Raw genomic sequence first — 25,787 nt, 5'->3', positions numbered from 1 at the left:
TGACGTGAGCGGACAACCCAACACCCGCCTTGCGGACCACTTCGGCCTGACCGGCTGGTCCAAGGGGGAACTCGCCCGGCTCGTGAACCGGCAGGCGGCGGCCATGGGCCACCCCCAGCTGGCGACCGACACCTCGCGGGTCCGGCGCTGGATCGACATGGGAGAGATCCCGCGCGATCCGGTGCCCACGGTGCTGGCGGCGCTGTTCACCGAGCAACTCGGCCGTGTCGTGACCATCGAGGATCTCGGTCTGGTTCGACGCGGGCGCACGGGGAAACGGCGGCCGGGCGGGAGCGGCGAGCGCTCCGACGGCGTGCCATGGGCGCCCGAGCGAACGGCTGCGGTCCTCACCGAATTCACGGGAATGGACCTCATGCTCAACCGACGAGGCTTGATGGGCGCGAGCGCCGCGCTCACCGCGGGCTCCGTGCTCACCACCGCCATGTACGACTGGCTCAAGGCCGACCCCGCACCCCCCGCCACCCTCCCGGGGCCGCGGGGCGGCTACGGGGACCAGGCGGGCTTCGACCGCTACGAGGCGGCCCCGGTCGGCTCGCAGGAGGTCGAGGAGCTGGAACACTCCGTCGACATCTTCCGCGCCTGGGACGCCTCCCGGGGCGGCGGCCTCCAGCGCAAGGCCGTGGTCGGCCAGCTCAACGAGGTGGGGGGCATGCTCTCCTACCGCCACCCCGAGCACCTCCAGCGCCGCCTGTGGGGCGTGGCCGCCAACCTCGCCGTCCTGGCCGGCTGGATGTCCCACGACGTGGGCCTGGAGCCCACCGCGCAGAAGTACTTCGTCATCGCCACCCACGCCGCCCGCGAGGGCGGTGACCGCCCGCGCGCCGGCGAGGCGCTCTCGCGCGCCGCCCGCCAGATGGTCCACCTCGGCCGCCCGGACGAGGCGCTCGACCTGATGAAGCTGGCCAAGACCGGCTCCGGCGAGGAGGCGCTGCCCCGCACCCGCGCCATGTTCCGCACCATCGAGGCGTGGGCGCAGGCGGCGATGGGCCGGGGGCAGGCCATGCGCCGCACCCTCGGCGAGGCCGAGACGCTCTTCGTCTCCGACCGCGGCGACGCCGAACCGCCCAACTGGATGCAGATGTTCGACAAGGCCGACCTGCACGGCATGCAGGCACTCGCCTACCGCACCCTCGCCGAGCACGAGCCGGCGGCGGCGAAGCAGGCCGAGCACCACGCCAAGATCGCCCTGGAGCTCCGCCAGGACCAGCGGGAGCGGTCGAAGATCTTCGACCACCTCTCGCTCGCCTCCGCCTGCTTCATCGCCGACGACCCGGAACAGGCCGACCGGTACGCGCGTCTCGCCCTGGCCTCGATGTCCGACAACTCCTCGCACCGCACCTGGGACCGGCTGCGGGAGATGTACCGGCTCACCGCGCACTACGCGGGCTACCCGAAGATCGAGAGCCTGCGCGAGGAGATCAAGATGGTGATGCCGGGCGAGGGCAAGTCCTCCGGCGGCTGGCGCGCGGCCCCGGCCTGACCGTCCCGCTTCCCGCGCCACCCTGACGACACCCCGTCACTCCGCACGCCCGTGAGGCGTGGTGGACGGACGGTCCTCACCGGTGCCCCGGCTCCCACGGGTGCCCGGACACGCCTGCGGCGTACCGCTGTTCAGCCGTGCCCGGCCTGCCCCGCACCGGAGCCGACCCGGACGGCGATCACCCGTGCCGCTCCGCGCTGCCCGTCCTCGGACGGTCCGGCGGCGCCGGCGAGCGCGTCGGCCGCGAGATCGGCACAGGCGTCGGCGTCGAGGTGCCCGTCCAGGGGGAGAGGGAGCGCAAGCAGCAGGTCGGTGGAGTTGTCGTGGCCGGTTCCGGTGGTGTGCAGGAGGAGCAGGTCGCCGGGGAGCAGGTGTTCCCCGGGGCCGCCGTGGTCCAGCGGAAGGACTACGCCCTCGTGCCGGAGCAGCGGCGCGGGATGGCCGTCGGTGCGGCCCCAGTCCAGGGCGCCGGTCACCGGGTCGTGCACGCAGCACAGCGCGCGGCCGACCGGGTCCGCTCCCGGCAGCAGCGCCGCCGCCAGCTCCAGCGCGTCCTGCGGCGTCTCGCCGCCCGCGACCAGCCCGCGCACCGTGCCCACCAGCAGGTCGCGGCTGAGCCCGGGTGGACGCTCGCCCAGCGCGAGCAGCGTGCGGCCGTCCGGCAGGGTCAGCGTGTCGCACCACGTCCTGTCCGCCGCCGCGTCGGGGCCCGGCGGCAGCTCGCGTACGGCCGTCGTGGTGCGGGCCGCCGGACCGGCCGGCGCGGAGGGCGGGGGAGGGGTGGCGCCGGTGCGGCCGACCGGGGTCCCGGCGGCGGTGACGTCGCGGAGCACCGCGCGCAGGGAGGCGGTGGAGCCGTGCTCGTCGAGGACCGGGGCCCCGTTCATGTGCAGGGTGCGGACGGTGCCGTCGCCCCGGACCACGCGGAAGGCGCCGTCCATCGGCCGGCCGTCGATCAGGCAGTCGGTGACCATCGCGGTCAGCAGCGGCTGGTCCTCGGGGAGCAGGAGGGAGGGGAGTTCGTCCAGCGAGAGGGCGCGGGAGCCCGCCTCGCGGCCGAGCACGCGGTACAGCTCCGGCGACCAGCAGACCTCGTCGGTGAGCAGGTCCCACTCGGCGCTGCCCTCGGTGGCCTCCGGGCCGCCCGGCGCCGCCGGCGGCTCCGCCCCGGGCCAGCCCTCGCTGAGCCGCCCGAGATGCCCGCCCACGTCGTCCAGCTGGCGCAGCGCCAGGTCGTAGAGCGCGCGGCGGCGCGGCGGGTCGGGCTCGCCGCCCTCCGCGCCCTGCCGCACGGCGTCGAGCGCGCCCCGCACCCGCCGCGTCCCGTCGATCAGCGCCCGCACGGAGCCGCGTACCGACGGCTCGGCTGCGGGGGAGACCGGGGAGCGCGAGGACATACGTACTCCGATACGAGGGCGGTACGGCGGTGACTGACGCTGGGCCGGGTACGACTGTCGCACAGCGCCCGGTGGCCTGTGAGGGATTCGGCAATACTCGACGCGATGGTGCTCCTGGCATATGCCGGAAGCCCCTCGCCGTATTGCCGCCACCGCCGCCCGCCCCTAACTTCCTGGTATGGACCTGGAGTTGCGTCACCTGCGGACCGTACGGGCCATCGCCGACGAAGGCAGTCTCACCCGCGCGGCCGCCGCCCTCGGCCTCGCCCAGCCCGCCCTCTCCAGCCAGCTGCGGCGTATCGAGAAGGCCCTCGGCGGCCCCCTCTTCGACCGCGACCACACCGGCGCCCGCCCCACCCTGCTCGGCGAACTCGTCCTGGAACGCGCCCGCGTCGTCCTGCCGGCCATGCGCCAGCTCCAGGAGGACGCCGTCCGCTTCGCCAACTCCTGGAACCGGGTCCGCCGCTTCCGCCTCGGCGCCACCCACGGACCGCTCCTCGGCGCCCTCGTCGACCGCCTCGCCGCCGCCGAGCCCGCCGCCCCCGTCTCCACCCACACCTCCTGGTCGGTCGACGCGATCAGCTCCCTGCTCGCCGCCGGACGCCTCGACCACGCCCTTGTCGGCGTCTGCGGCGAGAGCGCCCCGCCCCGCGAGACGGAACTCGTCTGGCAGACCGTCGGCGTCGACCCGGTCTTCGTCATGCTCCCCGAGGGCCACCCCCTCGCGGGCGAGGACGAGATCCCCCTCGCCCGCCTCTCCCACGAGGCGTGGACCGACGTCCCCGGCGACGGCTGCTTCGCCGACTGCTTCACCGCCGCCTGCGCCCGCGCCGGATTCACCCCGCTCTCCGTCTTCGAGACCGACACCGCCTCCTGCGTCCACCTCGTCCAGGTCGGCCGTGCCGTCGGCCTGTGCCGCGCCACCTTCCCGCCCACCCCCGGCCTCGTCACCCGCCCCCTCGCCGGTGCCCCGCTCAGCTGGCGCCACCTCCTGGGCCACCACCCCGGCTCACCCGCTGCCGGCGCCGCGGCCGCCGTCCTCGGCCACGCCCGCGCCGCCTACCGCGAGGCGGCCGGCCGCAGCGAGAGCTACCGCGCCTGGCTCGCCGCCCACCCCCGCTTCGGCGCACCCCCCTGATCCCCGCCGCCCGTCCCACCGCCGCGTAAGGTCCCCCCAGCACCAGCCGTGTCCGGCCCGCCACCCCGGACACACCGCACGACCGGCCGGGCAGCCGCCCGGCCACGGAAGGGACCCCCATGCCGGACCCCGCCGGCACCGCCCCGCCGCACGCCACCGCCAGCCCCTGGCTGAAGCTGCTCGCCGAAGGCGCCCCGCTCGCCGCCCTGGAGGAGTGCCGCCACCGCCTCGTCGCGGCCCAGGAGCCCGAGACCCACCCGGCCGTCGAGGCCGAGGCGCGGCGCGCCCTGCACGTCCACGCCCTCCTGGAGGCGCGCACCCGGCAGGCCGCCGAGACCGCCGTCCTCAACGACCTGGCCCGCCGCCTCGCCGCCCTGCACGCACCCCAGGACGTCCTCGACGAGGTCGCCGCCCAGGCCCGCCGCCTGCTCGGCACCGACCTCTCGTACATCATGCTCGCCCAGGACGACGCGGCCCTGCGCATCGAAGTCGTCGACGGCTCCATCGGCTCCGCCCTGCGCGGCGTCGAACTCGCCCGCGGCGTCGGCCTCGGCGGCCTCGTCGTCCGTACCGGACAGCCCCACTGGTGCGCCGACTACCTCCACGACGACCACCTCACCCACGCCGCCACCGTCGACGCCGCGGCCGCCGGTGAACAGCTCCGCGGCATCCTCGGCGTCCCGCTGCGCGTCGGCGAGGAGACCATCGGCGTCCTCCTCGTCGCCCAGCGCGTCCCCCGCACCTGGACCGACCACCAGACGACGCTGCTCACCGCGCTCGCCGCACACGCCGCCCTCGCCCTGCACAACGCCGAACTCTTCGACCGCCACCAGCGCACCACCGCCGAACTGCGCCGCCGCGCCGAGGCCGACCGCCGCGCCGTCGCCCTCCATCAGCGGCTCACCCACATCGTCCTCGGCGGCGCCGGCCTCCACGCCGTCACCGACGCGCTCCGCGACGCCCTCGGCGCCGGCATCACCGTCCTCGACGCCCACGACACCGCCCTGCCCACGGGGGCCACCGAGCCCGCCCCGGAGGCCCTCGCCACCGTCCTGACCGCCGACACCGGCCCGCCCGCCTCCTGCTTCACCGGCCCCGCCGACCGCGCCACCCGGCTGCGCGACACCCCCGACGGCCACTGGGCGCTGGCCCCCGTCGTCGTCGCCGACGAGTACGCCGGCTGCGTCGTCGCCCGCCGCCACCAGCCCTTCGACGCCAACACCGTGCGCTCCCTGGAGACCGGCGCCACCGTCATCGGCCTCGTCCTCGCCTCCGAACGCGCCGCCACCGAAGCCGAACGCCGCGTCCGGGGCGAGTACCTCACCGCCCTCCTCGACGGCACCACCGACGACGCCGTCCTGCTGCGCCGCGCCCGCTCCGGCGGCATCGACCCCGCCGCCGTCCGTACCGTCCTGGTCCTCGACGGCCCGCAGGCCGGACCGGCCGCCGCCCGCGCCGCCCGCCACCACCAGGGCTGGTCCGTCGAGTACGGCGGCCTCGGCGTCGCCCTGCTCCCCACCACCCCCGCCGACGCCCGCGACCGCGTCGCCCCCGAACCCGTCACCGCCGTCGCCGCCCCCGCGGACGGCACCATCGCCACCATCCGCGCCGCCCACCGCCGCGCCCGCTCGGGCCTGCGCCTCCTGCACGCCCTCGGCCGCACCGGCGCCGCCGCCGACAGCGACGGACTCGGCATCTACGAGGCACTCTTCAGCAACGCCGGCGACGGCACCCTGGACCGCTTCGTCGCCGCCACCATCGGCCCCCTCGCCGACCACGACCGTGCCCACGGCACCCGGCTCACCGAGACCCTCGACGCCTACCTCACCCACACCTCCCGGCACACCGCCACCGCCGAGGCCCTCCACATCCACCCCAACACCCTCTACCAGCGGCTCGCCCGGATCAGCACCGTCCTCGGCGAGGGGTGGAAGGAGCCCGGCCGCGCCGTCGAGGTCCAGTGGGCCCTGCGTCTGCACCGCCTCAGCCACCGCCTGGCCACCCCCGGCACCGAACCGGACCCCGGCACGGCGCAGGGGGTCCGCGGGGAGGACTGACCGGTCCCCCGCGGACCCCCGTACGCACCGCCTCCGCTCACTTCTGGCGGACGGCCACCACCTTGCCCGGGTTGAAGATGCCCGCCGGGTCGAGCGCGGACTTCACCGCGTGGTGCATGCCCAGCACCGCCTCGCCCAGCTCCTTGTCCATCCCGGCCATCTTCAGCAGCCCCACGCCGTGCTCACCGGTCACGGTGCCGCCCAGCGCGATGGCCTCGTCCAGGATCTCGTCGAAGACCAGCTGCGCCCGGGCCTTCGCCGCCTCGTCCCCGGCCTTGGTGATGATCAGCGGGTGGAGGTTGCCGTCCCCGGCGTGCGCCACGTTGGCCACGTGGATGTCGTGCCGCTGGGAGATCTCCTCGATGCGGCGGAGCATCTCCGGCAGCGCCATCCGGGGCACGCAGACGTCCTCGGTCAGCAGCGGGCCGAGCCGCTCCAGCGCCGGGTAGGCCAGCCGCCGCGCCTGGAACAGCGCGTCCGCCTCCTGCTGGTCGGTGGAGACCACCGCCCAGCCGGCGCCTGCCTTCTCGAAGCACTCCCGCATCCGCTCCGCCTCGGCGTCGCCCTCCGCGCCGGGGGTGTCGATCCGGCCCAGCAGCACCACGTTCGCGTCGGCGGAGAGCCCCATGTTCTTCCACGCGTCGACCGCCGCCAGGCAGTGCCGGTCGACCAGCTCCAGCGCCGAGGGGATGATCCCGGCCGCCGTCACCGCGCTGACCGCCGCACCGGCGTCCACCACCGAGTCGAAGTACCCGGCGACCGTCCGCTCCAGGGGACGCGAGGGCCGCAGCCGCACCGTGATCTCGGTGATGACGCCGAGCGTCCCCTCGGAGCCGACCATCAGCCCGGCCAGGTCGTACCCGGCGACGCCCTTGGCGGTCCTGCGGCCCACCCGGACCAGCTCGCCCCGGCCGTTGACCATCTCCAGCTCCAGGACGTAGTCCCGGGTCACGCCGTACTTCACGCAGCACATGCCGCCGGCGTTGGTGGCGACGTTCCCGCCGATCGTCGACCACGGGGAGCTGGCCGGGTCCGGCGGGTACCACAGGCCCTGCCCGGCGCAGGCCGCCCGCAGGTCGTCGTTGACGACGCCGGGCTGCACCACGGCGTACCGCTCGTCCGTGTCGATGCGCAGCACCTGGTTCATGTCCTCGAAGGAGAGGATCACCGCGCCGTCCACGGCGTTGGCGCCGCCCGACAGGCCGGTGCCCGCGCCCCGGGCGATCACCGGCACCTCGTGTGCGAGGCAGAACCGCACCACGTCGCGGACCTCCTCGGCGGACCGGGGACGCACCACGGCGAGCGGCATGCCGTACGGCGCCCACTCGGCCTCGTCGTGCTGGTAGCGGCCGAGGGCGGCCGGGTCGGTGATGACCTTCGCGGCCGGTATGCGGTCGACTGGTGCGTTCGCCACGCTGTGGCACCTCCCTGAAGAACGGAACCTCCCCATTCTCCGCCCGCCGTCGCCGCACCCGCACGGACGAATCTCACATGATCGCGGCCCGGGGGTGGAGAGATTCCCCACCCCCGGGCCGCACACGCGCCGGGCCGCCGGTCAGCGTCCGGACTGGAGCGCCTTCCAGGTGGCGGCCCCGACGACGCCGTCCGCCTCCAGCGAGCGCGCGCTCTGGTAGGCGCGGACCGCCTCGGCCGTACCGGAACCGAAGCTGCCGTCGACCGCGACGGTCTTGCCCGAGGCCGCCGTCAGCGCCCGCTGGAGCCGGCTCACGGCCTCACCGGAGGAGCCGGAGCGCAGCGTCGGCGTGCTCCCCGCCGACAGCAGCGCCGTCCAGGTGGCCTTGCCCACGATCCCGTCGGCCTCCAGGCCCTTGTCCTGCTGGAAGGCGCGGACCGCCGCCTGGGTCGCCGAGCCGAAGGCCCCGTCGACCGCGCCCGGCGTGTACTCCAGGTCCGTCAGCAGCCGCTGCACCGCCTTGACCTGCGGGCCGCTGGACCCGCTGAGCTGGGTCGCGTAGGAGGCGAAGGTCAGCTCGTCGACCGCCCCGCTCTCCCCGCCGACCAGCTCCATGTAGTGCGCCCAGTCCCAGTTCGGCCCGGGGTCGGTGTGGTCGTTGCCCGGCACCTCGACGTGGCCGACGATGTGCGAGCGGTCCTTCGGGATGCCGTACTGCTCGCAGAGGTACGCGGTGAGCGCCGCCGAGGAGCGGTACATCGCCTCGGTGAACCACGCCGGGTCGTCCACGAACCCCTCGTGCTCGATGCCCAGCGACGAGGCGTTGGCGCTGCGCGCGTGGTACGCGGTGTCCGCGTCCTTGACCATCTGGGTGACCTCGCCGTCCGAGGACCGGATCACGTAGTGCGCGCTGACCTGGGCCGTCGGGTTCTGGAACCAGCTGATCGACCCGGCGTACGAGCCCTGCGTGACGTGCACGACGACCTGGCTGATCGCGGCGGAGCGGCCCGAGGCGAAGTTGCCCGCGGCGGCCGGGACCCAGCGGGCCGAGGGGTAGTCCTGGCTGACGGCGGCGGGGCCGACCTCCGGCGCCTCGGGGATCTCGGGGGCCACGTCGCGGGCGGCCACCTCGACCTGCTCGCCGTCGACCGAGGTGTGCAGGCCGTCGGCGAGGAAGCGATAGACGGTGTCGGCGTAGAGCCGGGCGGTGGCGGCCTCGGCGCCGCTGTACTTCGCGACGGCCCCGTACCAGGCGTCGATGTCGTCCCGCTCGGCCGCGCTCAGCCCGAGGGCGTCGGCGCGGGCCCGCAGCACGGCGGCGCCGCCGAGGAGGTTGGAGTCGGTGTCGCGGCGCAGCTCGGCGGGTGAGCGGCCGGTGAGCCGGGCGGCCTCCTCCAGGGTGCGCTGGTCCGGGTTGCTGACCAGGTGCATGACGCCGAAGCCGTTGGCCTGGCTGGGCTGCCCGTCGTGCCCGTCGAGGCGGCTCTCGCCGTAGCCGACGGCGGCCAGCAGGTCGCGCGGCACGTCGTAGCTCTCGGCGGCGTGGTCGAGGGCGTCGTTGAACGGCCGGCCGTCCCCGGCGGCGAAGGCGGCCGGGGCGACGCCGGTCAGCGCTCCCGAGGCCAGCACGGTGAAGGCGGCGAGCGCCGCCAGGCGGCCGCGCCGGCCGGGAACGCTGCGACGGTGGTGCTGACCTGCGCTCATGTGGGGGGTTCCCTCTCGTCTTCCGGACGACTCTGGTCCGGACGTTGTACCGGCCGCGGTGGGGGCGGCACCGGTGGACACACCGGGCCGCGCGGCGGACGGGGGATGGGCGTACGGCAACTGGGCTCCTCGGTCCAGGGGCGGCGGCGGCCGGACGGGTGGGGCCGCCCGGCGGCTCGCGGAGGCGCCAGCGTAGTGGCGTGATCGCGCCATGACAATCACTGTCCCGATGCCCAAGTCGGCCGTTTTATACGCGCGTTGACTGTGGCGGGGCACTCCGGGGTCGCTACCGCGGCCGGAGCGCGGTGCCGTGTGCGAAGTGTTGACAGCACGTTACGCGCGCTGGAAACTCCGTCGGGAGAGCGCTCTCCCGACAACCCACGGAGGTTGAGATGGAAAAGAGGGCAGCCCCCCACCCCCGCCGCCCCAGGTTCCTGTCGCGCGCCCGGACGGCCACCCCGGAAGGCGCCCAGGGCCGCCGCTCCGGCCGCGCCGGCCCCCTGCTCCTGTCGGCCCTGCTGGTGGCCGCCTCGCTCGGCGCCGCCGGCGCCGCCGCCGCGGTCACCCAGGGCGCCGGCGCCCCGACGGCGGTCACCGCGCAGGCCGGTCACGCGGGCCACGCCGGTCACGTCCAGGGCCAGGCCCGCGCCGGAGGCGACGACCCCGACGGCGACGGCTACATCCCGGCCGTGCCGCCGGTCACCGGAGTGGAACCCTCCGACGCCGAACCGCCGCACCGGTACTTCCACGAGTTCCAGGCCAACTGCTCGGTCACCCACACCGCCCCCGACGACCCGATCGTCTTCCCGGGCCAGCCCGGCAAGTCCCACGACCACACCTTCATGGGCAACGACACCACCGACGCCCACTCCACCACCGCCTCGCTCCAGGCGGGCAACACCGCCTGCAAGGCGCCGGGCGACCGGTCCGCGTACTGGATGCCGACCCTGCTCCAGGCAGGCGAGCCCAAGCTGCCCGTCGGCCCGCAGACCATCTACTACAAGGCCGGCGTCACCGACTACACCAGCGTCCGCCCCTTCCCGACCGGGCTGCGCTACGTCGTCGGCAGCCCGATGCAGAGCCAGGAGGAGTTCCGTGACCACCCCGGCTACGTCGAGGGCTGGGAGTGCGGCGAGAGCTACTTCAACGACAACATCCCCGACCACTGCCCGAGCTACAGCCAGCTCGACATCCGCTTCCAGGCCCCGAGCTGCTGGGACGGGAAGCACCTGGACACCCCCGACCACCAGGCCCACATGGCCTACCCGGTGGTGAAGGCCGGCACCAACAACAACGTCTGCCCCACCAGCCACCCGGTCGCGCTGCCGATGATCGAGTTCAAGATGGCCTTCCCGGTCAACGGCGACCTCACCGACGTCGAACTCGCCAGTGGGGAGGGCTACTCCTTCCACTACGACTTCTTCAACGCCTGGGACGAGCCGACCCTGAAGGCCCTGGTCGACCACTGCGTCGTCGGCGGCCTCCAGTGCGACGCCCGCGGCTACGACGAGACCAAGCCCGACCAGGGCGCCGTCCTCGACGAGAACTACGAACTCCCCGCCTGACCCGACCGTGCCGGGCGCTCCCCGCAGGGAACGCCCGCGCCCACCCGGTGGAGCGCTCTCCCGCAGGGCCGCCGCGCCACCGTCCCCCACCCACGGCGGCGGGCACCGAGCCCGCCGCCCCCACCGGGCACACCCGCACCACGCCCCGTCCCAGGAGGACCCGCATGCCCCCCACCCCCGAGCCGGCCGTGCCACGGCGCCCCCGCCGCGCCGCCTCCCCGCTGCGCCGCCTGGCCGCCCCCGCCGGAGCCGGCCTGCTCGCCGTCGGCCTGCTCACCGTCCCCGCCCAGCAGGCGGCCGCCGCCGACGACGTGGTCGCCGTCACCGGGAGCCAGGGCGACTGGCAGCTGACCGTCAACGGCGCCCCCTACCAGGTCAAGGGCCTCACCTGGGGACCGCCCGCCGCCGAGGCCGCCGAGAAGCTGCCCGACGTCGCCTCGATGGGCGTCAACACCATCCGCACCTGGGGCACCGACGCCAGCAGCAAGCCCCTTCTGGACGCCGCCGCCGACAACGGCCTGCGCGTCATCGCCGGCTTCTGGCTCCAGCCCGGCGGCGGCCCCGGCTCCGGCGGCTGCGTCGACTACCTCACCGACACCGCGTACAAGAACGAGATGCTCACCGAGTTCCCCAAGTGGGTCGACACCTACAAGAGCCACCCCGGTGTGCTGATGTGGAACGTGGGCAACGAGTCCGTCCTCGGCCTCCAGAACTGCTACAGCGGCGACACCCTGGAGAAGCAGCGCGACGCCTACACCAGCTTCGTCAACGACGTCGCCCGGAAGATCCACGAGGTCGACCCGAACCACCCCGTCACCTCCACCGACGCCTGGACCGGCGCCTGGCCCTACTACCAGCGCAACGCTCCCGACCTCGACCTGTACGCCGTCAACGCCTACAAGGACGTCTGCGGCGTCCGCTCCGCCTGGGAGCAGGGCGGCTACGACAAGCCCTACATCGTCACCGAGGCCGGCCCGGCGGGGGAGTGGGAGGTCCCCGACGACGCCAACGGCCGGCCCGAGGAGCCCACCGACCAGGAGAAGGCCGAGGGGTACACCGACGCCTGGAACTGCGTCACCGGCCACGACGGCGTCGCCCTCGGCGCGACCCTCTTCCACTACGGCGAGGAGGACGACTTCGGCGGCGTCTGGTTCAACCTGCTGCCCGGCGGCGAGAAGCGCCTCTCCTACTACGCCGTCAAGCGCGCCTACGGCGGCGACACCTCCGGCGACAACACCCCGCCGGTCGTCTCCGCCCTCGACGTCGACGGCGACGCCACCGCCGTCCCCGGCGGCCGCGAACTGACCGTCGAGGCCCCGGCCACCGACCCCGACGGCGACGCGCTGGAGTACCAGGCGTACGCCAGCAGCATGTACATCGACGAGAACAAGGCCCTGATCCCGCTGGAGACCACCGACCACGGCAACGGCCGGCTCACCGTCACCACCCCCGACCGGCCCGGCGTCTGGAAGCTGTACGTCAAGGTCCGCGACGGCCACGGCAACATCGGCATCGAGACCCGTTCGCTCGGCATCGTCGCCCCGCCCGTCGACGGCACCAACGTCGCCCTCGGCAAGGAGGCCACCGCCTCCTCCTTCCAGGAGTCGTACGGCGACTGCCCGTGCCCCGCCTCCAACGCGGTGGACGGCAACGCCACCAGCCGCTGGGCCAGTGACTGGGCCGACCCCCAGTGGCTCAGCGTCGACCTCGGCGAGCGCACCGCCTTCCACCACGTCCAGCTCCTGTGGGAAGCCTCGTACGCCAAGGCGTACACGATCCAGGTCTCCGACGACGGCGAGAACTGGACCACCGTCCACGAGGTCACCGACGGCAACGGCGGCATCGACGACATCGAGGTCGAGGCCACCGGACGGTACGTGCGGATGCACGGCACCGAACGCGGCACCGGCTGGGGCTACTCGCTCCACGAGTTCGGCGTCTACACCTCCTGACGGCGGATCCACCGACAGCGGCCCGGGCCCCGGAGTCCTGACCCGGGACCCGGGCCGCGCCCCGTTCCTCCTCGCCGCCCGCACCGGCCCTCCCTCTCGTCGGTGCGGGCGGCAGGGGCGTCAGGCAGACTCCCGCACCACCAGCTCCGGATCGAAGACCGCCGAGGTCACCGGGGTCCCCGGGGCCTCGATGCGCTGCCGCAGCAGCCGCGCCATCTCCGCCGCCATGTCCTCCACCGGCTGGCGCACCGTCGTCAGCGGCGGCCGGCACGCCGTCGCCGCCGGACTGTCGTCGAACCCCACCACCGCCACGTCCTCCGGCACCCGCCGCCCCTGCTCCAGCAGGACCCGGCACGCCCCCTCCGCCATCAGGTCGTTGGCGGCGAAGACCGCGTCGAGGTCCGGATGGTCCGCCAGCAGCCGCGCCATCGCCTCCGCCCCGCTCCGCGCCGTGAATCCCCCCTCGGCCACCGGCACGTACGGTTGGCCTCCCCGCGCCATCGCGTCCCGGAACCCGGCCAGCCGCTCCTGCCCCGCCGGTACGTCCAGCGGCCCCGCGATCGTCGCCGGGCGCCGCCTGCCCAGCCCGAGCAGCCGCTCCGCCGCCAGCCGGCCCCCGTCCCGGTGGTCCAGGTCCACGTAGCTCAGCGGCACCGGACGCGCCGGACGGGCGAAGAGCACCGCGGCGAGCCCCGCCTCCGCCAGCATCGGCGGCAGCGGGTCCTCCGCGTGCGTCGACACCACCAGCGCCCCGTCCGCACTGCCCTGCCGCAGATACGCCACCACCTCGGCCCGCGCCGCCGCCGTCTCGGCGAACATCAGCACCGGGTGCATGCCGTGCGGACGCAGATAGCCGATCACCCCGCTCACCACCCGCCCGAAGAACGGGTCCCCGAACGCCCGGGCCGCGAAGGCGTCCTGCTCCTCGGGCGAGTCCCCGCCCGCCCCGGAGACCACCAGGGCGATCGTCTCGGCCCTCCGCGTCACCAGCGACCGGGCCGCACGGTTGGGCCGGTACCCCGTCGCAGTCACCGCCGCGCGGACCGCCTCCTGGATGGCCGGGTCGACGTTCCGCACCCCGTTGACCACGCGCGAGACCGTCGCCCGCGACACCCCGGCGACCCGCGCCACGTCCTCCAGCGTCGGCGCCGACGAGGAGGACACTTGCGCATCTTGGCTCATGAACGCACTGTACAACAGGGGGAGAGCGCTCTCAGGGCAGCTCGTCGGCGCCCTCCCCGGACGGCTCCGGACGTACCGTCAGCGGGTCTCCACCGTCCCCGTCAGCCGGAGGTCCCCCGCCGAACGCCCCGCCCGCACCGTGAACACCCCGGGCTCGCGCCGCCATCCGTGCTCCTCCACCGACCAGTGCTCCACGGCGCGCGTCCCCACCTGCACCACCGCCTCCACCGCCGCACCGGGCTCCGCCTCCACCGCCGCGTACCCGGCCAGCCACCGCACCGGCCGCTCCAGCGCCGACTCCGGCCGCTCCAGATACACCTGCACGACCTCCCGGCCCGGCCGCTCCCCGGTGTTGCGCACCCGCACCCGTACCGTGAACGCGCCGTCGTCCCCGGCCGGGCCGGCCTCCATCGACTCGTACGCCCACCGCGTGTACCCGAGTCCGTGGCCGAACCAGAACGCGGGCTCCGTCCCCGCGCGCAGCCAGGCGCGGTGGCCGAGGTGCAGCCCCTCCTCGTACACCAGGCGGCCGCCCGTCGGCCGGGTCTCGCGCACCGGGGTCCCCTCCAGCGACGCGGGCCAGGTCGTGGGCAGCCGGCCCCCCGGCTCCGCCGCACCGGTCAGTACGTCGGCGAGCCCGGCGCCCGCCTCCTGGCCCCCGAACCAGGTCAGCAGGAGCGCCGGAGCCGCTCCGCGCCAGGGCAGTTCCACCGGGCCGCCCGCGTTGACGCAGACCACCGTGCGTGGCTGGGCGCCCAGCACCGCGCGCACCAGCGCGTCCTGACTGCCCGGCAGCGCCAGCGTGCTGCGGTCCCGGCCCTCCGACTCGCTCTCCTCCGTCGTCCCGGCCACCAGCACCGCCACGTCGGCCGCCGCCGCGGCCCGCGCCGCCGCTGCCACCGCCTCGGCGGGGTCCCCCTCCGGCGGTGCCGCGCACAGCATGACCGCCCGCCCGTCGTCCCCGCCCAGCTCCCGGCGGGCCACCACCTCCACCGGGCGCCCCGCAGCCAGCCGCACCCGACCCGTCCGCAGCGGCGGCTTGACGTGCACCGCCGTCGGGTCGTCCGTGTCACGGGCGAACACCCCCTCCACCACGGCCCGGCCGTCCACCGTCAGCGACATCCGGCCCCACCCTGCGACCCCGAAGGTCCACACCCCCGCCTCCTCCGGCACCAGCCGGGCCGCCACCTCCACCGTGTGGGCCCCCGCGACCAGGCGTGGCTCCAGGATGCGGCCCGAGAGCCGGTGCTCCTCGTACAGCTCGCCACCGGCCGCGTCCAGCATCCGTACCCGCACGCCCGGTTCGTCCGTCCCCGGACGGCGGGCCAGCGGCGGGTCGAGCGGAACCGGCTCCTCCAGCACCCCCGGCCCCGGCACCGCCACGACGCGCACCCCGGGCAGCGCCGCGCGCAGCCCCTCCAGCGGGGACACCACCCGCTCCGGGAAGACCTCCGCGCTGCCGCCGCCCTGCACCCGGGGGCGTACCGCGTGCGGCCCGATCACCGCCACCGTGCGCAGCCGTCCGGGGCGCAGCGGCAGCGTCCCGTCGTTGCGCAGCAGGACCGCCGAGGAGGCCGCCACCCGCCGCGCCACCGCCCGGGCGCCGGGCGGGGGAGGGGGCGGCGCCGACGGCGCGGAGTCCTCCAGCGCCCCGACCCGCGAGGCCAGCCGCAGCAGCCGCGTCACCTTCTCGTCCACCGCCGACTCCGGCACCAGGCCCTCCCGCACCGCCGCCACCAGCGCCTCCCCCCACGGCCCGTCCGGCCCCGGCATCACCAGGTCCAGTCCGCCCGCCGCCCCTTCCAGCGGCTCCCGCACCGCCCCCCAGTCCGACACCACCACCCCGTCGAAACCCCACTCCGCCTTCAGCGGCTCCCGCAGCAGCCCGTTCGCCGCCATCGCCACCCCGCCGACCCGGTTGTACGCCGACATCACCACCCACACGCCGGCCTCGACGGCCGCCTCGAACGGCGCCAGGTACACCTCCCGCAGCGCCCGCTCGCCGACCCGTACGTCCACCGTCAGCCGCTCGGTCTCCGCGTCGTTGGCCACGAAGTGCTTGGCGGTGGCGGCCACCCCGCCTCCCTGTACGCCCCGGACCAGGGCCGCGCCCACGATCCCGGCCAGCCACGGGTCCTCCGAGAAGCACTCGAAATGCCTGCCGCCCAGCGGCGAGCGGTGCAGGTTCAGCGTCGGCGCCAGCACCACGTCGACCCCCTTGCGCCGCGCCTCGGCCGCCAGCACCGCCCCCACCTCGCCGACCAGCGCCTCGTCCCAGAGCGCCGCCAGCGCCGTCGGCGACGGCAGCAGGAGCGAGGTCAGCCGCTCGTCCCAGGCCGTACCGCGGACCCCGGCCGGACCGTCCGACAGCGTCATCGCCCGGAGCCCGAGCGCCGTCTCCGCGCCGGTCCGCCAGGTGTCGGCGCCGGTCAGCAGCCGGACCTTCCGCTCCAGGCCGAGCTTCTCCACCAGCCGCGCCGCCTCGTGGTCCGTCAGCATCCGCCACCGCCCCCACATCGATGGGAGAGCGCTCTCCCGTGAGGCTCAAGCGTCCAGCGCCCGCCGTCCCCTGTCAACCGGGCCCCGCACGTCAACGCCGCGTGTCCACCCCATGAACTCACTCGCCGCCCACCCGGCACGTGCGCGATCATCGAAGGCGACCGGAGCCTCACTCCGCCTGCGCCCCGCCCCCGTCCGCGCCGCGCCCCGGCGGGGCGGCGGCCCAGCACGTCAGCGGAAGGACAGGACGACACCCCATGCCCACGGCACACCCCGCCACCCCGGAGCGCCCCCACGCCACCCGGGAGCACACCGCATGACCACCACCCCGGCCCCCCACCCCCTGGACAACCCCGGCCACTCCTCCCTCAACGGCCCCCACGCCCACTTCGCCGAACGGCGTGGCCGCGTCGCCCGCTACCCCGTCGACGTCTCCCCGTGGCTGGCCCTCCCCGACGACGCCGGGCCCGAGGACTGGGCCGACCTCGCCGCCCTCGCCGGACCCGGCGGCGAACTCGCCCTCGCCGCCATCGACCCCGCCCTGCCCCCGGGCTGGGAGGCGACCTTCAGCATCCCCGGCGTCCAGATGACCGGCGAGGCCGTCCAGGGCGCCCACGACGAGGAGGCCGTCCGTCTCGGCCCCGCCGACGTCCCCGAGATGCTCGACCTCGTCGCCCGCACCCGCCCCGGTCCTTTCCTGGACCGCACCCACGAACTCGGCACCTATCTCGGCATCCGCCGCGAGGGTGTCCTCGTCGCCATGGCCGGCGAACGCCTCCACCCGCCGGGCTGGACCGAGATCAGCGCCGTCTGCACCGACCCCGCCCACCGCGGCCAGGGCCTCGCCCGCCGCCTCGTCGACGCCGTCGCCGCCGGCATCCGCGACCGGGGTGAGATCCCCTGCCTGCACGGCTCCGCCTCCAACACCGGCGCGATCCGCCTCTACGAGCAGATGGGCTTCGTCCTGCGCCGCACGACCGTCTTCCGGGGCGTCCGCGCCCCCGCGACCGTGCCGGGCGCGACCCGCACGCCGACGACCACCGGCTGACCGGCGCCGGGCCGCCCCGCGCCGCCCCGTTCGCCACCCGCCGTCCGCCGCGGGGGAGGGGCGGCGCCCGTCACGGACACCGGTTCACCCGTCCCACCCGGCCGCCGCCCGCACCGAGGCCACCGAGTCCGCCTGGTCCACCGGCTTGTCCTCCCGGTACCGCACCAGCCGCGCGAACCGCAGCGTCACCCCGGCCGCGTACCGCGAGGAGCGCTGGAGCCCGTCGAACGCCACCTCGACCACCAGCTCCGGCCGGACCTTCACCACGTGCCCGTCGTCGCTCTCCGCCAGCTCGCCCAGCCGCTCCGTCTGCCAGGCCAGCACCTCGTCCGTCATCCCCTTGAACGTCTTGCCGAGCATCACCAGCGAACCGTCCGGCTCCCGCGCCCCCAGATGCAGGTTCGACAGCTTCCCCGCGCGCCGCCCGTGGCCCCACTCCGCGCCCAGCACCACCAGATCCGCCGTCCGCACCGGCTTCACCTTCCGCCAGGCGGCACCCCGCCGCCCCGCCGCGTACACCGAGTCCAGCCCCTTCACCACCACCCCCTCGTGCCCGCGAGCCAGCGCCTCCGCCAGAAACCCCTCCGCCCCCTCCACCGCGCCCCCGGCCTCCGGATCGGCCACCACCGACCGCCGCACCCGCGCCACCTCCGGCACCAGCGCCGCCAGCGACCCAGCCCGCTCGGCATACCCCAGATCGAGCAACTCCCGCCCCTCGACCGCCAGTACGTCGAAGAAGGCCACCGACACCGGCAGCGTCTCGGCCGCCGTCCCCACGTCCAGCCGCGACCCCACCCGGCCCGCCGTCTCCTGGAACGACCGCGGCCGCCCCTCCCCGTCGAGCGCCAGCACCTCCCCGTCCAGGACGAACCTCTCCGCCGGCAGCGTCCGCGCCAGCTCCACCACCTCCGGCAGCCGCACCGTGATGTCGTCCAGCGTCCGCGTGTAGACCGACACCCGCTCCCCGACCCGGTGCACCTGCACCCGGATGCCGTCGAGCTTCTCCTCCACCGCGCACGGTCCCAGCGCCGCCACCGCCTCCGCGACCGACCCGGACGAGGACGCCAGCATCGGCTGCACCGGACGGCCCACCACCAGCCCGAACCCCGACAGGGCCTCCTCGCCGCCCGCCAGCACCGCCGCCGCGACCTCCTCCAGCGACCCGCTCAGCATCACCGCGCGCCGCACCCCGGCCACCGGCACCCCCGACGCCCGCGCCACCGCCTCCACCGCCACCGCGTCCAGCGCCCCCTGTCGTACCTCACCCGTCACCAGCCCGTACAGGAACCGCTGCTCCGCCTCGGTCGCCGCACCCCAGAGCCCCTCCACCAGCCGCCGCCGCCCGGCCTGCGACCCCGCCCCCTTCACCGCCGCCAGCTCGGTGAACGCCGCGTCCACCTGCCCCACCGTCAGCGAGGCCCGCTCCGCCGGAGCCACCGGCTCCCGCAGCACCCGCCACCCCACGCCCAGCCGGCCCTGCGGCAGCCGCCCCGACAGATACGCGATCACCACCGGCAGCTCCGCGGGCTCGGTCCGCGCGAACAGCTCCGCCAGCAGCTCCGTCTTCCGCGACCGCGACGACGTCGCCGCGACCCGCGCCGACACCTCGGCCAGCTCCTCCAGCACCATGCCCCCCATCGTCGGACCACCCCGCCCCGCCCGCACCCGCGTACCCGCCCGCAACTCACCCGAACGGACCCGCCACCGCACCGCGCGGCCGCTCCCCGAGTGGCCCGCCCTCCGCACGCGGGCGAGGCTGATCCTCCGGAACCGCGATGCGGAGGACACCTGATGGCCGAGACCGACGTGCTGCCACCCCTGCGAGACGCGGACGCCGTGGTCTTCGACGTCGACGGGGTGGTGACCGACTCGGCCCGCGTCCACGCCACCGCCTGGAAGGCCGCCTTCGACGCCTACCTCCGCGCCCACCCGCCCGCCGACCCGGACCAGCGCCGCCCCTTCGACGCCGAGACGGACTACCTGCGCTACGTCGACGGCAAGCCCCGCCTCGACGGCGCCGCCTCCTTCCTCGCCTCCCGGGGCCTGGACACCGGCCCCGACGCCGTCGAGGAGGTGGCCGCCGCCAAGGAGAAGGTCTTCGTCGGCCACCTGCGCTCCGGGGACATCGAGCCCTACCCCGGCACCGTCCGGCTGCTGCACGCCCTGCACCGCGACGGCGTCCCCCTCGCGGCAGCCTCCTCGTCCCGGCACGCCACCGAACTCCTCCGGCGGGCCGGCGTCGCCGATCTCTTCGCCGCCATCGTCGACGGCGGCGAATCCCGCCGCCTCGGGCTGCCCGGCAAGCCCGACCCGGCCCTCTTCCTGCACGCCGCCGAACGGCTGGAGCGGCCCCCCGCACGGACCGCCGTCGTCGAGGACGCCCTCGCCGGAGTCGAGGCGGGCCACCGCGGCGGCTTCGCCACCGTCATCGGCGTCGACCGCCTGGACGACGGCACCCACGGCCCCGCCCTGCGCGAACACGGCGCCGACACCGTCGTCCGCGACCTCGCCGAACTCCTGGCCCCCGACGCCCCGCCGCCGCACCCCGCCCACACCGCCGACAGCCCGCGCGAGGAGGCATCATGACGTCCTGGACCTGGGAGTACGACGAGTGGGTCCCCGCCGACGAACAGCTCAGGGAATCCCTCTGCACCCTCGGCAACGGCTACTTCGCCACCCGCGGCGCCTTTCCCGAGTGCGACGCCGACGACATCCACTACCCCGGCACCTACGCCGCCGGCGTCTTCAACCGCCTCACCTCGCACGTCTCAGGCCGCGACGTCGAGAACGAGGACATGGTCAACCTGCCCAACTGGCTCCCGCTCCGCGTGCGCCGCGTCGACGGGGAGAACAGCACCTGGTTCACCCCCGGCACGGCACGCGTCGTCGAGCACAGCCAGACCCTCCGCCTCGACGCCGGCGTCCTGGAACGCCGCACCCGCTACGAGGACCCCGACGGCCGCCTCCTGCTCGTCCGCCAGACCCGCCTGGTCAGCATGGAGAACCCGCACCTCGCCGCCCTGCGCACCGAGCTGACCGCCGAGAACTGGGAGGGTGAGGTCGAGGTCGAGGCGGCCCTCGACGGCACCGTCACCAACTCCGGCGTCGCCCGTTACCGCGACCTCGACGGCCGGCACCTCACCGCCCTGCGCACCGGCGCCGGGAACTCCGGCGACGTCGCCTGGCTGACCTGCTCCACCACCAACTCCGACATCGAGATCGCCCTCGCCGCCCGCTACGCCCTGCCGCCCGGCACGCAGGTCGAGCACGCCGACACCGAGGGCCGCAGCGTCCGCCGCTTCCGCCTGGACCTGCGCTCCGGCCACAGCCAGGTCGTCGACAAGATCGTCGCCCTGTACACCGGCCACGACCGGGCCATCGCCGACCCCCGCGACGCCGCCGTGGAGCACGCCCGCACCGCCCCCGCCTTCGACCAGCTCGTCGCCGACCAGCGTGCCGCCTGGCGCGACCTGTGGCGCCGCGCCGAACTGGACGTGCCCAACAAGGCCGGCCTCATCCTCCGCCTGCACCTCTTCCAGGTCCTGCAGACCCTCTCCCCGCACACCGCCGAACTCGACGCCGGCGTACCCGCCCGGGGCCTGCACGGCGAGGCGTACCGCGGCCACATCTTCTGGGACGAGCTCTTCGTCCTGCGCTACCTCAACCTCCACTTCCCCGAGGTCTCCCGCGCCCTGCTGACCTACCGCCACCGCCGGCTGGAACACGCCGTCGCGGCCGCCGAGGCGATCGGCCTCGCCGGGGCCATGTACCCCTGGCAGAGCGGCAGCGACGGCCGCGAGGAGACCCAGCAGCTCCACCTCAACCCCCGCTCCGGACGCTGGCTGGAGGACCACTCCCACCTCCAGCGCCACGTCGGCTCCGCCATCGCCTACAACGTCATCAAGTACTACGAGGCCTCCGGCGACGCCCACTTCCACCACACCAAGGGCGCCGAGATGCTGCTCCAGATCGCCCGGTTCTGGGTCCGTTCCGCCACCTGGGACCCCGACCTGAGCCGCTACCGCATCCTCGGCGTCATGGGCCCCGACGAGTACCACGAGGCGTACCCCGGAGCTGAACGCCCCGGCCTCGACGACAACGCGTACACCAACATCACCGCCACCTGGGTCATCACCCGCGCCCTGGAACTCCTCCGCAACCTCCCCGCCCCCCGCCGCGCCGAACTGGCCCTGCACACCGGCTTCGACGCCGAGGAGGAGGAGCACTGGGAGGAGGTCTCCCGCAACCTCCACATCCCCTTCCACTCCGGGGTCATCAGCCAGTTCGACGGATACGGCGAGCTCCAGGAGCTCGACTGGGACGGCTACCGCGCCAAGTACGGGGACATCCGCCGCCTCGACCGCATCCTGGAGGCCGAGGGCGACACCGTCGACCGCTACCAGGCGTCGAAACAGGCCGACGTCCTCATGCTCGGCTACCTCTTCTCCCCCTCCGAGCTGGCCGAACTCTTCGCCCGCCTCGGCTACACCTTCGACGACGCCCTCTGGGGCCGCACCGTCGAGTACTACCTGCGCCGCACCAGCCACGGCTCGACCCTCAGCGGCCTGGTCCACGGCTGGGTCCTGGCCCGGGTACGCCGCACCGACGCCTGGACCTTCGTCCTGGAGGCCCTGCGCGGCGACATCGCCGACCTCCAGGGCGGCACCACCGGCGAGGGCATCCACCTCGGCGCCATGGCCGGCACCCTCGACCTGGTCCAGAGCGGCCTCACCGGCCTGGAGACCCGCCCGGGCGGCCTGGCCCTGGACCCCGTCCCCCTCCCCGAGCTGTCCCACTACCGCTTCTCCCTGCGCTACCAGGGCCACTGGGGCGTCCACATCCAGGCCAGCCCAGGAACCCTGGACATCGCGGTCCCCGCCTCCGACCGCTTCCCGATCACCATCACCCTGCCCCAGGACAGCTTCGAACTGGCACCGGGGGAGTCCCGCCGCGTGCTCCTGGACCACTGACGCACGGGCACACCCGGAGGTGGGGAACATGCGCGGTCTGCTGCTCGTCGTCCTGGCACTCGCCGTCGGGGGCTGCGTCTGCGTGGTCTGGGCGGCCCGCGGCGGCCCCCGCTGGGTACGCGTCGTCTCCCGGCTGACCCTGGGCGCGGCCGAACTCGTCCGCCACCTGGACAAGAACCGCAACCGGAACCGGTCCGTCAGCGGCGACGATCAGCCCCGGCGGGCCCCTGCCGAGGTCCGTTCAGTCCCCGTCCGGATGGACCTTCGGGCCGGGAAGTTCCACCCCGGTGCAGTCGCGGCGTTCGGCCTGGTCGGCCGTGAACGCGCCGAGGAGGTGCCGCACCTGGCTCATCGGCAGGGCCGGTCCGTCGTTGTTCCGGGTGTAGCTGGTGGCGAGGAAGCTGGCGGGTTCTCCGGCGCACCGGGCCCTGGCACGCCCGAAGTCCGGGCCGAGCAGGGCGTCGTGGGGGCTGAGGTCCTCGGGGATCTCGACGTTGGCCGACAGCAGCCGCTCGAAGGGCTCCTCCGCCCAGTCGCCGTACCAGCCCGAGAGGTGGAGAGCCGTCTCTCCCGTCCCGGAGTCGACCAGCGCACACCGGGTGATCGAGGCGTCCGGGGCCGTCGGCGCGAGTACCTTCCACGCCTTGCCGGACGGGCTCCTCGGCAGGTTCCGGCCGGCGAGCCAGCCACACATCGTCCCCTTGGCACGGCCAGGGGACAGCTCCCGGGGCGGTTCGACCCGCTCCGGCAGCGGCAGCGGACCGGCGCCGCACCCGGTCTCGGCGTCGGCGGTGTTGGCGATCCGCACGGCGGTACGCAACGACTCCGGCGAGGCGTCGCTCTCGACGCCGTGCGTGTACACCTTGGTGACGAGGCGCTGCTTGCGCCCCTCGGAGTCCCGCCCCAGCTCCGGGCACTCCTGGACGATCACCGGACCGAACTTCCCGTAGAACCCCGGAACCGAGGCGGGGTACACGTCCTGGACATCCCTCGGGACCGTGAACTCCATCCCCAGCGGCCCCAGCGGCGCGCCGGTGTCGATCTCCGCCTCGACGTCGAGGACGAAGTGCCGGCCGTCGCTCTCGTCGACCCCGCACGTCAGCCGGGTCCGCCCCGAGCCGAAGGTGTCCTCGCTCGCCCGGAGCTGCTCGGCCGGCAGGAGTCCGGCGAGTTCCCCGCCGGAGAGGCTGCCCCCGCACAAGGTCGCCGCGTACCACCACGGCTGCCACAGCGGCTTGGCCAGCCACCCGGCGCCCGCGAGCAGCGCGAGCACCACCACCCCGACCGCGAACGCCCGCTTCCCGGGTATCCGCCGCCGTCCCCGTATCTCCGCCTCGACCTGCAGTTTCCCGCTCCCCCCGTGCTGCTTCCCGGCCGGACGGCAGCCTACGGCACGGGCCGTTCGGGCCGAACGGCCGTCAGATCCGGGCGGTGCCGGGCGAGGTGAGAGGCACGCCCTGGACACCTAGGTACGCGACGGAGGCCGGTCGTCCGCCCGGAGTGCCGCGGCGGCGTCGTGGAAGGCCCGGCGCACGCCGGTGACCGACTCGCCGGTCCGTGTCGGGTGGACCCGGTTGGTGAGCAGGACGGCGTAGCGGCCGGTTTCCGGGTCGACCCAGAGACTGGTGCCGGTGAAGCCCGTGTGGCCGTACGACTTCGGGCCGAAGGCCTGTCCGGCGGGGGAGCCGGCCGGGTCGCGGCCCTGCCAGGCCAGTGCGCGCCGTTCGTTCAGGTGGTCCGTGTGGGCGGCCGTCATCAGGGCGAAGGTGTCCGGCCGCAGCAGGCCCCGGCCGCAGGCCGCGAGCGCGGTGCCCAGCCTTTCCATGTCCGTGAGGGTCGAGAACAGCCCCGCGTGTCCGCCCACCCCGCCGAGGACGACCGCGTTCTCGTCGTGGACCTCGCCCACCACGAGCCGCCCCCGCCAGGGGCAGTACTCGGTGGCCACCGCGCGGGCCCGGCGCCCGGCGTCCGGCCGGAAGACCGTGTCCCGCAGGCCGAGCGGGGCGCAGACCAGCTCCTCCACCAGAACGTCGAGCGGCCGGCCGGCCGCCGCCTCGGCGATCAGGCCCAGGATGATGAGCCCCTGCGAGGAGTACTGGACACGGGTGCCGGGCTTCGCGGTCAGGGGCAGCAGGCGTACGGCCTCCAGCAGGGAGGCGCGGGTGGGGTGGTCGCGGTAGAGCGGCACCTGTCCCGGTATGCCCGAGGTGTGCGTGAGAAGCTGGCGCACCGTCAGCTCCGCCTTGTCGCCGCCCCGGTACTCCGCGAGGTGGGCGCCGACGGTGGAGTCGAGGTCCAGCGCGCCCCGTTCGACGAGGGCCATGACCACGAGTCCCGCGACCGGCTTCGTCACCGAGGCGAGGTCCCACACGTCGGTGCCGTCCAGCGGCGGGCCCTCCCAGCTGCGGGTTCCGGTCCAGCCCCGGTCCAGCGGCCCCCGGGCGTCCCCGACGGACCAGGCGGCGCCCGAGAAGACCCGCTGCTCCCGTGCGCCGGCGAGGAGTTCGGCCAGTGCGCTCATGACCGCTTCCCCCGCCCCTCGGCCGGCACCGCGCCGAGCACCGGTGTGCGGGCGCCGAGTTGGGTGGAGACGGTACGCGCGGCGGCCCGCACCATCGGCCCGTACACCTGCGTGCTCTCGGGGTCGAGGGTGAAGGTCAGGCCGGAGATGCCGATCGCGCCCACGACCTCCCCCCGGGCGTCCACAACGGGGGCCGCGACCGACCGTACGTCCGGCTCGTCGTACTCGTCGTCCACGGCGTACCCGCACAGCGCCGCCCGCGCCAGCACGGCTCGCAACGCCGCCGGGTCGGTGGGTGCCTGCGGGGTACGGGCCTCCAGCTCCGGTACGCCGAGGACGGCTTCGGCCTCCTCCGCGGGCAGGGCCGACAGCATGGCGAGCCCCACGCCGCAGGCGTGGAGCGGGGTGCTGTGGCCGGGCCGGGTGCTCACCCGGTACTCCCGGGCCGGCTCCGACTGCTCCAGGTACACGGCGTCGCCGGCGTGCCGCACGGCGTAGAAGGCGACATGGCCGGTGCGGGCGCGGAGGTCGGCGAGGACGGGGCGGATCAGCTCGATGGCGCGGCTGTCGTTCAGGGCCGCCGCGGCCAGACCCAGCAGGCGGGGACCGGGGCGGTAGCTGCCGCCCTCGGCGGGTTCCGCGAAGCCGTACTCGGTCATCGTTCTGAGGTGCCGGTGGACGGTGGGTTTGGTCAGCCCGGTGCGGCGCGCGATGTCCCCCAACCGGTGCGGACCGCCTGGGAGGACGAGGGCTTCCAGCACCTCCATCGCCTTGTCGACAGGGCCTTTCACGAGTTCCTGGTCCACCGACCGGGTGTTGACCGCTTTCACCATGTCGCT

At 75.0% G+C, this 25,787-nt stretch carries 17 protein-coding genes; 8 read left to right on the top strand and 9 right to left on the bottom strand.

Annotation, left to right across the window (positions count from 1 at the left end):
• Positions 1-4: 4 nt before the first annotated feature.
• Complete coding sequence (locus IF45_RS0105420; RefSeq protein WP_030305854.1) at positions 5-1,501, top strand: DNA-binding protein NsdB; 1,497 nt, start codon at positions 5-7, stop codon at positions 1,499-1,501.
• A gap of 131 nt (positions 1,502-1,632) precedes the next feature.
• On the opposite strand, the gene IF45_RS0105415 is transcribed toward IF45_RS0105420, so the two are convergent.
• Positions 1,633-2,898, bottom strand: coding sequence for a PAS domain-containing protein (locus IF45_RS0105415; RefSeq protein ID WP_030305852.1), 1,266 nt, complete (start codon positions 2,896-2,898; stop codon positions 1,633-1,635).
• 178 nt (positions 2,899-3,076) lie between these two features.
• Between IF45_RS0105415 and IF45_RS0105410 the strand changes: the two genes are divergently transcribed.
• Both IF45_RS0105410 and IF45_RS34235 read left to right on the top strand, forming a co-directional pair.
• Positions 3,077-4,036 carry a LysR family transcriptional regulator gene (locus IF45_RS0105410; RefSeq protein ID WP_026048156.1) on the top strand — a complete coding sequence of 320 codons (960 nt, stop codon included), beginning with the start codon at positions 3,077-3,079 and terminating at the stop codon, positions 4,034-4,036.
• A gap of 119 nt (positions 4,037-4,155) precedes the next feature.
• Positions 4,156-6,093, top strand: coding sequence for a helix-turn-helix domain-containing protein (locus tag IF45_RS34235; protein WP_030305851.1), 1,938 nt, complete (start codon positions 4,156-4,158; stop codon positions 6,091-6,093).
• Between the two features lie 37 nt (positions 6,094-6,130).
• Here the strand turns inward: IF45_RS34235 and IF45_RS0105400 are convergent, their stop codons facing one another.
• Both IF45_RS0105400 and IF45_RS0105390 read right to left on the bottom strand, forming a co-directional pair.
• On the bottom strand, positions 6,131-7,507 hold the full coding sequence (locus IF45_RS0105400; RefSeq protein ID WP_030305850.1) for an FAD-binding oxidoreductase: 1,377 nt from the start codon (positions 7,505-7,507) through the stop codon (positions 6,131-6,133).
• Between the two features lie 141 nt (positions 7,508-7,648).
• Positions 7,649-9,211, bottom strand: a complete 1,563-nt coding sequence (locus IF45_RS0105390) for a peptidoglycan-binding protein (RefSeq protein ID WP_030305849.1) — start codon at positions 9,209-9,211, stop codon at positions 7,649-7,651.
• Between the two features lie 392 nt (positions 9,212-9,603).
• On the opposite strand from IF45_RS0105390, the gene IF45_RS0105385 reads away from it, so the two are divergent.
• A complete protein-coding gene (locus tag IF45_RS0105385; protein WP_037637650.1) occupies positions 9,604-10,776 on the top strand; it encodes a DUF1996 domain-containing protein in 1,173 nt (390 codons plus the stop codon).
• A 164-nt stretch (positions 10,777-10,940) separates the two neighbouring features.
• The gene (locus IF45_RS0105380; protein ID WP_030305847.1) at positions 10,941-12,728 is read left to right on the top strand and encodes a discoidin domain-containing protein; all 1,788 of its coding nucleotides are present in this window, start codon (positions 10,941-10,943) and stop codon (positions 12,726-12,728) included.
• Between the two features lie 120 nt (positions 12,729-12,848).
• On the opposite strand, the gene IF45_RS0105375 is transcribed toward IF45_RS0105380, so the two are convergent.
• The gene (locus IF45_RS0105375) at positions 12,849-13,910 is read right to left on the bottom strand and encodes a LacI family DNA-binding transcriptional regulator (protein WP_026235064.1); all 1,062 of its coding nucleotides are present in this window, start codon (positions 13,908-13,910) and stop codon (positions 12,849-12,851) included.
• Positions 13,911-13,988: 78 nt separating this feature from the next.
• Positions 13,989-16,409 (bottom strand): glycoside hydrolase family 3 C-terminal domain-containing protein, encoded by a 2,421-nt coding sequence (locus IF45_RS0105370; RefSeq protein WP_030305845.1) that lies wholly within the window; start codon positions 16,407-16,409, stop codon positions 13,989-13,991.
• 316 nt (positions 16,410-16,725) lie between these two features.
• On the opposite strand from IF45_RS0105370, the gene IF45_RS0105365 reads away from it, so the two are divergent.
• Positions 16,726-17,457 (top strand): GNAT family N-acetyltransferase, encoded by a 732-nt coding sequence (locus tag IF45_RS0105365; protein WP_030305844.1) that lies wholly within the window; start codon positions 16,726-16,728, stop codon positions 17,455-17,457.
• Positions 17,458-17,541: 84 nt separating this feature from the next.
• On the opposite strand, the gene IF45_RS0105360 is transcribed toward IF45_RS0105365, so the two are convergent.
• Positions 17,542-19,086: an ATP-dependent DNA ligase gene (locus IF45_RS0105360; RefSeq protein ID WP_030305843.1), complete on the bottom strand. Its 1,545-nt coding sequence runs from the start codon at positions 19,084-19,086 to the stop codon at positions 17,542-17,544.
• A 162-nt stretch (positions 19,087-19,248) separates the two neighbouring features.
• Here IF45_RS0105360 and IF45_RS0105355 point away from each other — a divergent pair, with 162 nt between their 5' ends.
• Both IF45_RS0105355 and IF45_RS0105350 read left to right on the top strand, forming a co-directional pair.
• Positions 19,249-20,043, top strand: a complete 795-nt coding sequence (locus IF45_RS0105355) for an HAD family hydrolase (RefSeq protein WP_010640116.1) — start codon at positions 19,249-19,251, stop codon at positions 20,041-20,043.
• Positions 20,040-22,427 (top strand): glycoside hydrolase family 65 protein, encoded by a 2,388-nt coding sequence (locus IF45_RS0105350; RefSeq protein ID WP_030305841.1) that lies wholly within the window; start codon positions 20,040-20,042, stop codon positions 22,425-22,427. The genes IF45_RS0105355 and IF45_RS0105350 overlap by 4 nt, the downstream gene beginning before the upstream one ends.
• 241 nt (positions 22,428-22,668) lie before the next feature.
• Here IF45_RS0105350 and IF45_RS0105345 read toward each other — a convergent pair whose 3' ends face one another.
• The 3 genes from IF45_RS0105345 to IF45_RS0105335 all read right to left on the bottom strand — a co-directional run bounded on the left by IF45_RS0105345 (position 22,669) and on the right by IF45_RS0105335 (position 25,781).
• The gene (locus tag IF45_RS0105345; protein ID WP_030305840.1) at positions 22,669-23,706 is read right to left on the bottom strand and encodes a hypothetical protein; all 1,038 of its coding nucleotides are present in this window, start codon (positions 23,704-23,706) and stop codon (positions 22,669-22,671) included.
• Between the two features lie 186 nt (positions 23,707-23,892).
• Positions 23,893-24,948 (bottom strand): serine hydrolase domain-containing protein, encoded by a 1,056-nt coding sequence (locus IF45_RS0105340; protein WP_030305838.1) that lies wholly within the window; start codon positions 24,946-24,948, stop codon positions 23,893-23,895.
• Positions 24,945-25,781: an IclR family transcriptional regulator gene (locus IF45_RS0105335; RefSeq protein WP_018894611.1), complete on the bottom strand. Its 837-nt coding sequence runs from the start codon at positions 25,779-25,781 to the stop codon at positions 24,945-24,947. The genes IF45_RS0105340 and IF45_RS0105335 overlap by 4 nt, the downstream gene beginning before the upstream one ends.
• Positions 25,782-25,787 lie beyond the last annotated feature (6 nt).

Source organism: Streptomyces albidoflavus (genome assembly GCF_000719955.1).
Lineage (GTDB): Bacteria > Actinomycetota > Actinomycetes > Streptomycetales > Streptomycetaceae > Streptomyces > Streptomyces albidoflavus.
Note: the sequence above shows the minus strand (reverse complement) of the source record. Positions and strands in the feature narration are given on the sequence as shown.

Coding starts and splice junctions, on each gene's coding strand:
- IF45_RS0105385 (WP_037637650.1), top strand. CDS start 9,604: ATGGAAAAGAGGGCAGCCCCCCACCCCCGCCGCCCCAGGTTCCTGTCG.
- IF45_RS0105390 (WP_030305849.1), bottom strand. CDS start 9,211: ATGAGCGCAGGTCAGCACCACCGTCGCAGCGTTCCCGGCCGGCGCGGC.
- IF45_RS0105335 (WP_018894611.1), bottom strand. CDS start 25,781: ATGGTGAAAGCGGTCAACACCCGGTCGGTGGACCAGGAACTCGTGAAA.
- IF45_RS0105360 (WP_030305843.1), bottom strand. CDS start 19,086: ATGGTGCTGGAGGAGCTGGCCGAGGTGTCGGCGCGGGTCGCGGCGACG.
- IF45_RS0105410 (WP_026048156.1), top strand. CDS start 3,077: ATGGACCTGGAGTTGCGTCACCTGCGGACCGTACGGGCCATCGCCGAC.
- IF45_RS34235 (WP_030305851.1), top strand. CDS start 4,156: ATGCCGGACCCCGCCGGCACCGCCCCGCCGCACGCCACCGCCAGCCCC.
- IF45_RS0105375 (WP_026235064.1), bottom strand. CDS start 13,910: ATGAGCCAAGATGCGCAAGTGTCCTCCTCGTCGGCGCCGACGCTGGAG.
- IF45_RS0105340 (WP_030305838.1), bottom strand. CDS start 24,948: ATGAGCGCACTGGCCGAACTCCTCGCCGGCGCACGGGAGCAGCGGGTC.
- IF45_RS0105380 (WP_030305847.1), top strand. CDS start 10,941: ATGCCCCCCACCCCCGAGCCGGCCGTGCCACGGCGCCCCCGCCGCGCC.
- IF45_RS0105350 (WP_030305841.1), top strand. CDS start 20,040: ATGACGTCCTGGACCTGGGAGTACGACGAGTGGGTCCCCGCCGACGAA.
- IF45_RS0105415 (WP_030305852.1), bottom strand. CDS start 2,898: ATGTCCTCGCGCTCCCCGGTCTCCCCCGCAGCCGAGCCGTCGGTACGC.
- IF45_RS0105370 (WP_030305845.1), bottom strand. CDS start 16,409: ATGCTGACGGACCACGAGGCGGCGCGGCTGGTGGAGAAGCTCGGCCTG.
- IF45_RS0105355 (WP_010640116.1), top strand. CDS start 19,249: ATGGCCGAGACCGACGTGCTGCCACCCCTGCGAGACGCGGACGCCGTG.
- IF45_RS0105365 (WP_030305844.1), top strand. CDS start 16,726: ATGACCACCACCCCGGCCCCCCACCCCCTGGACAACCCCGGCCACTCC.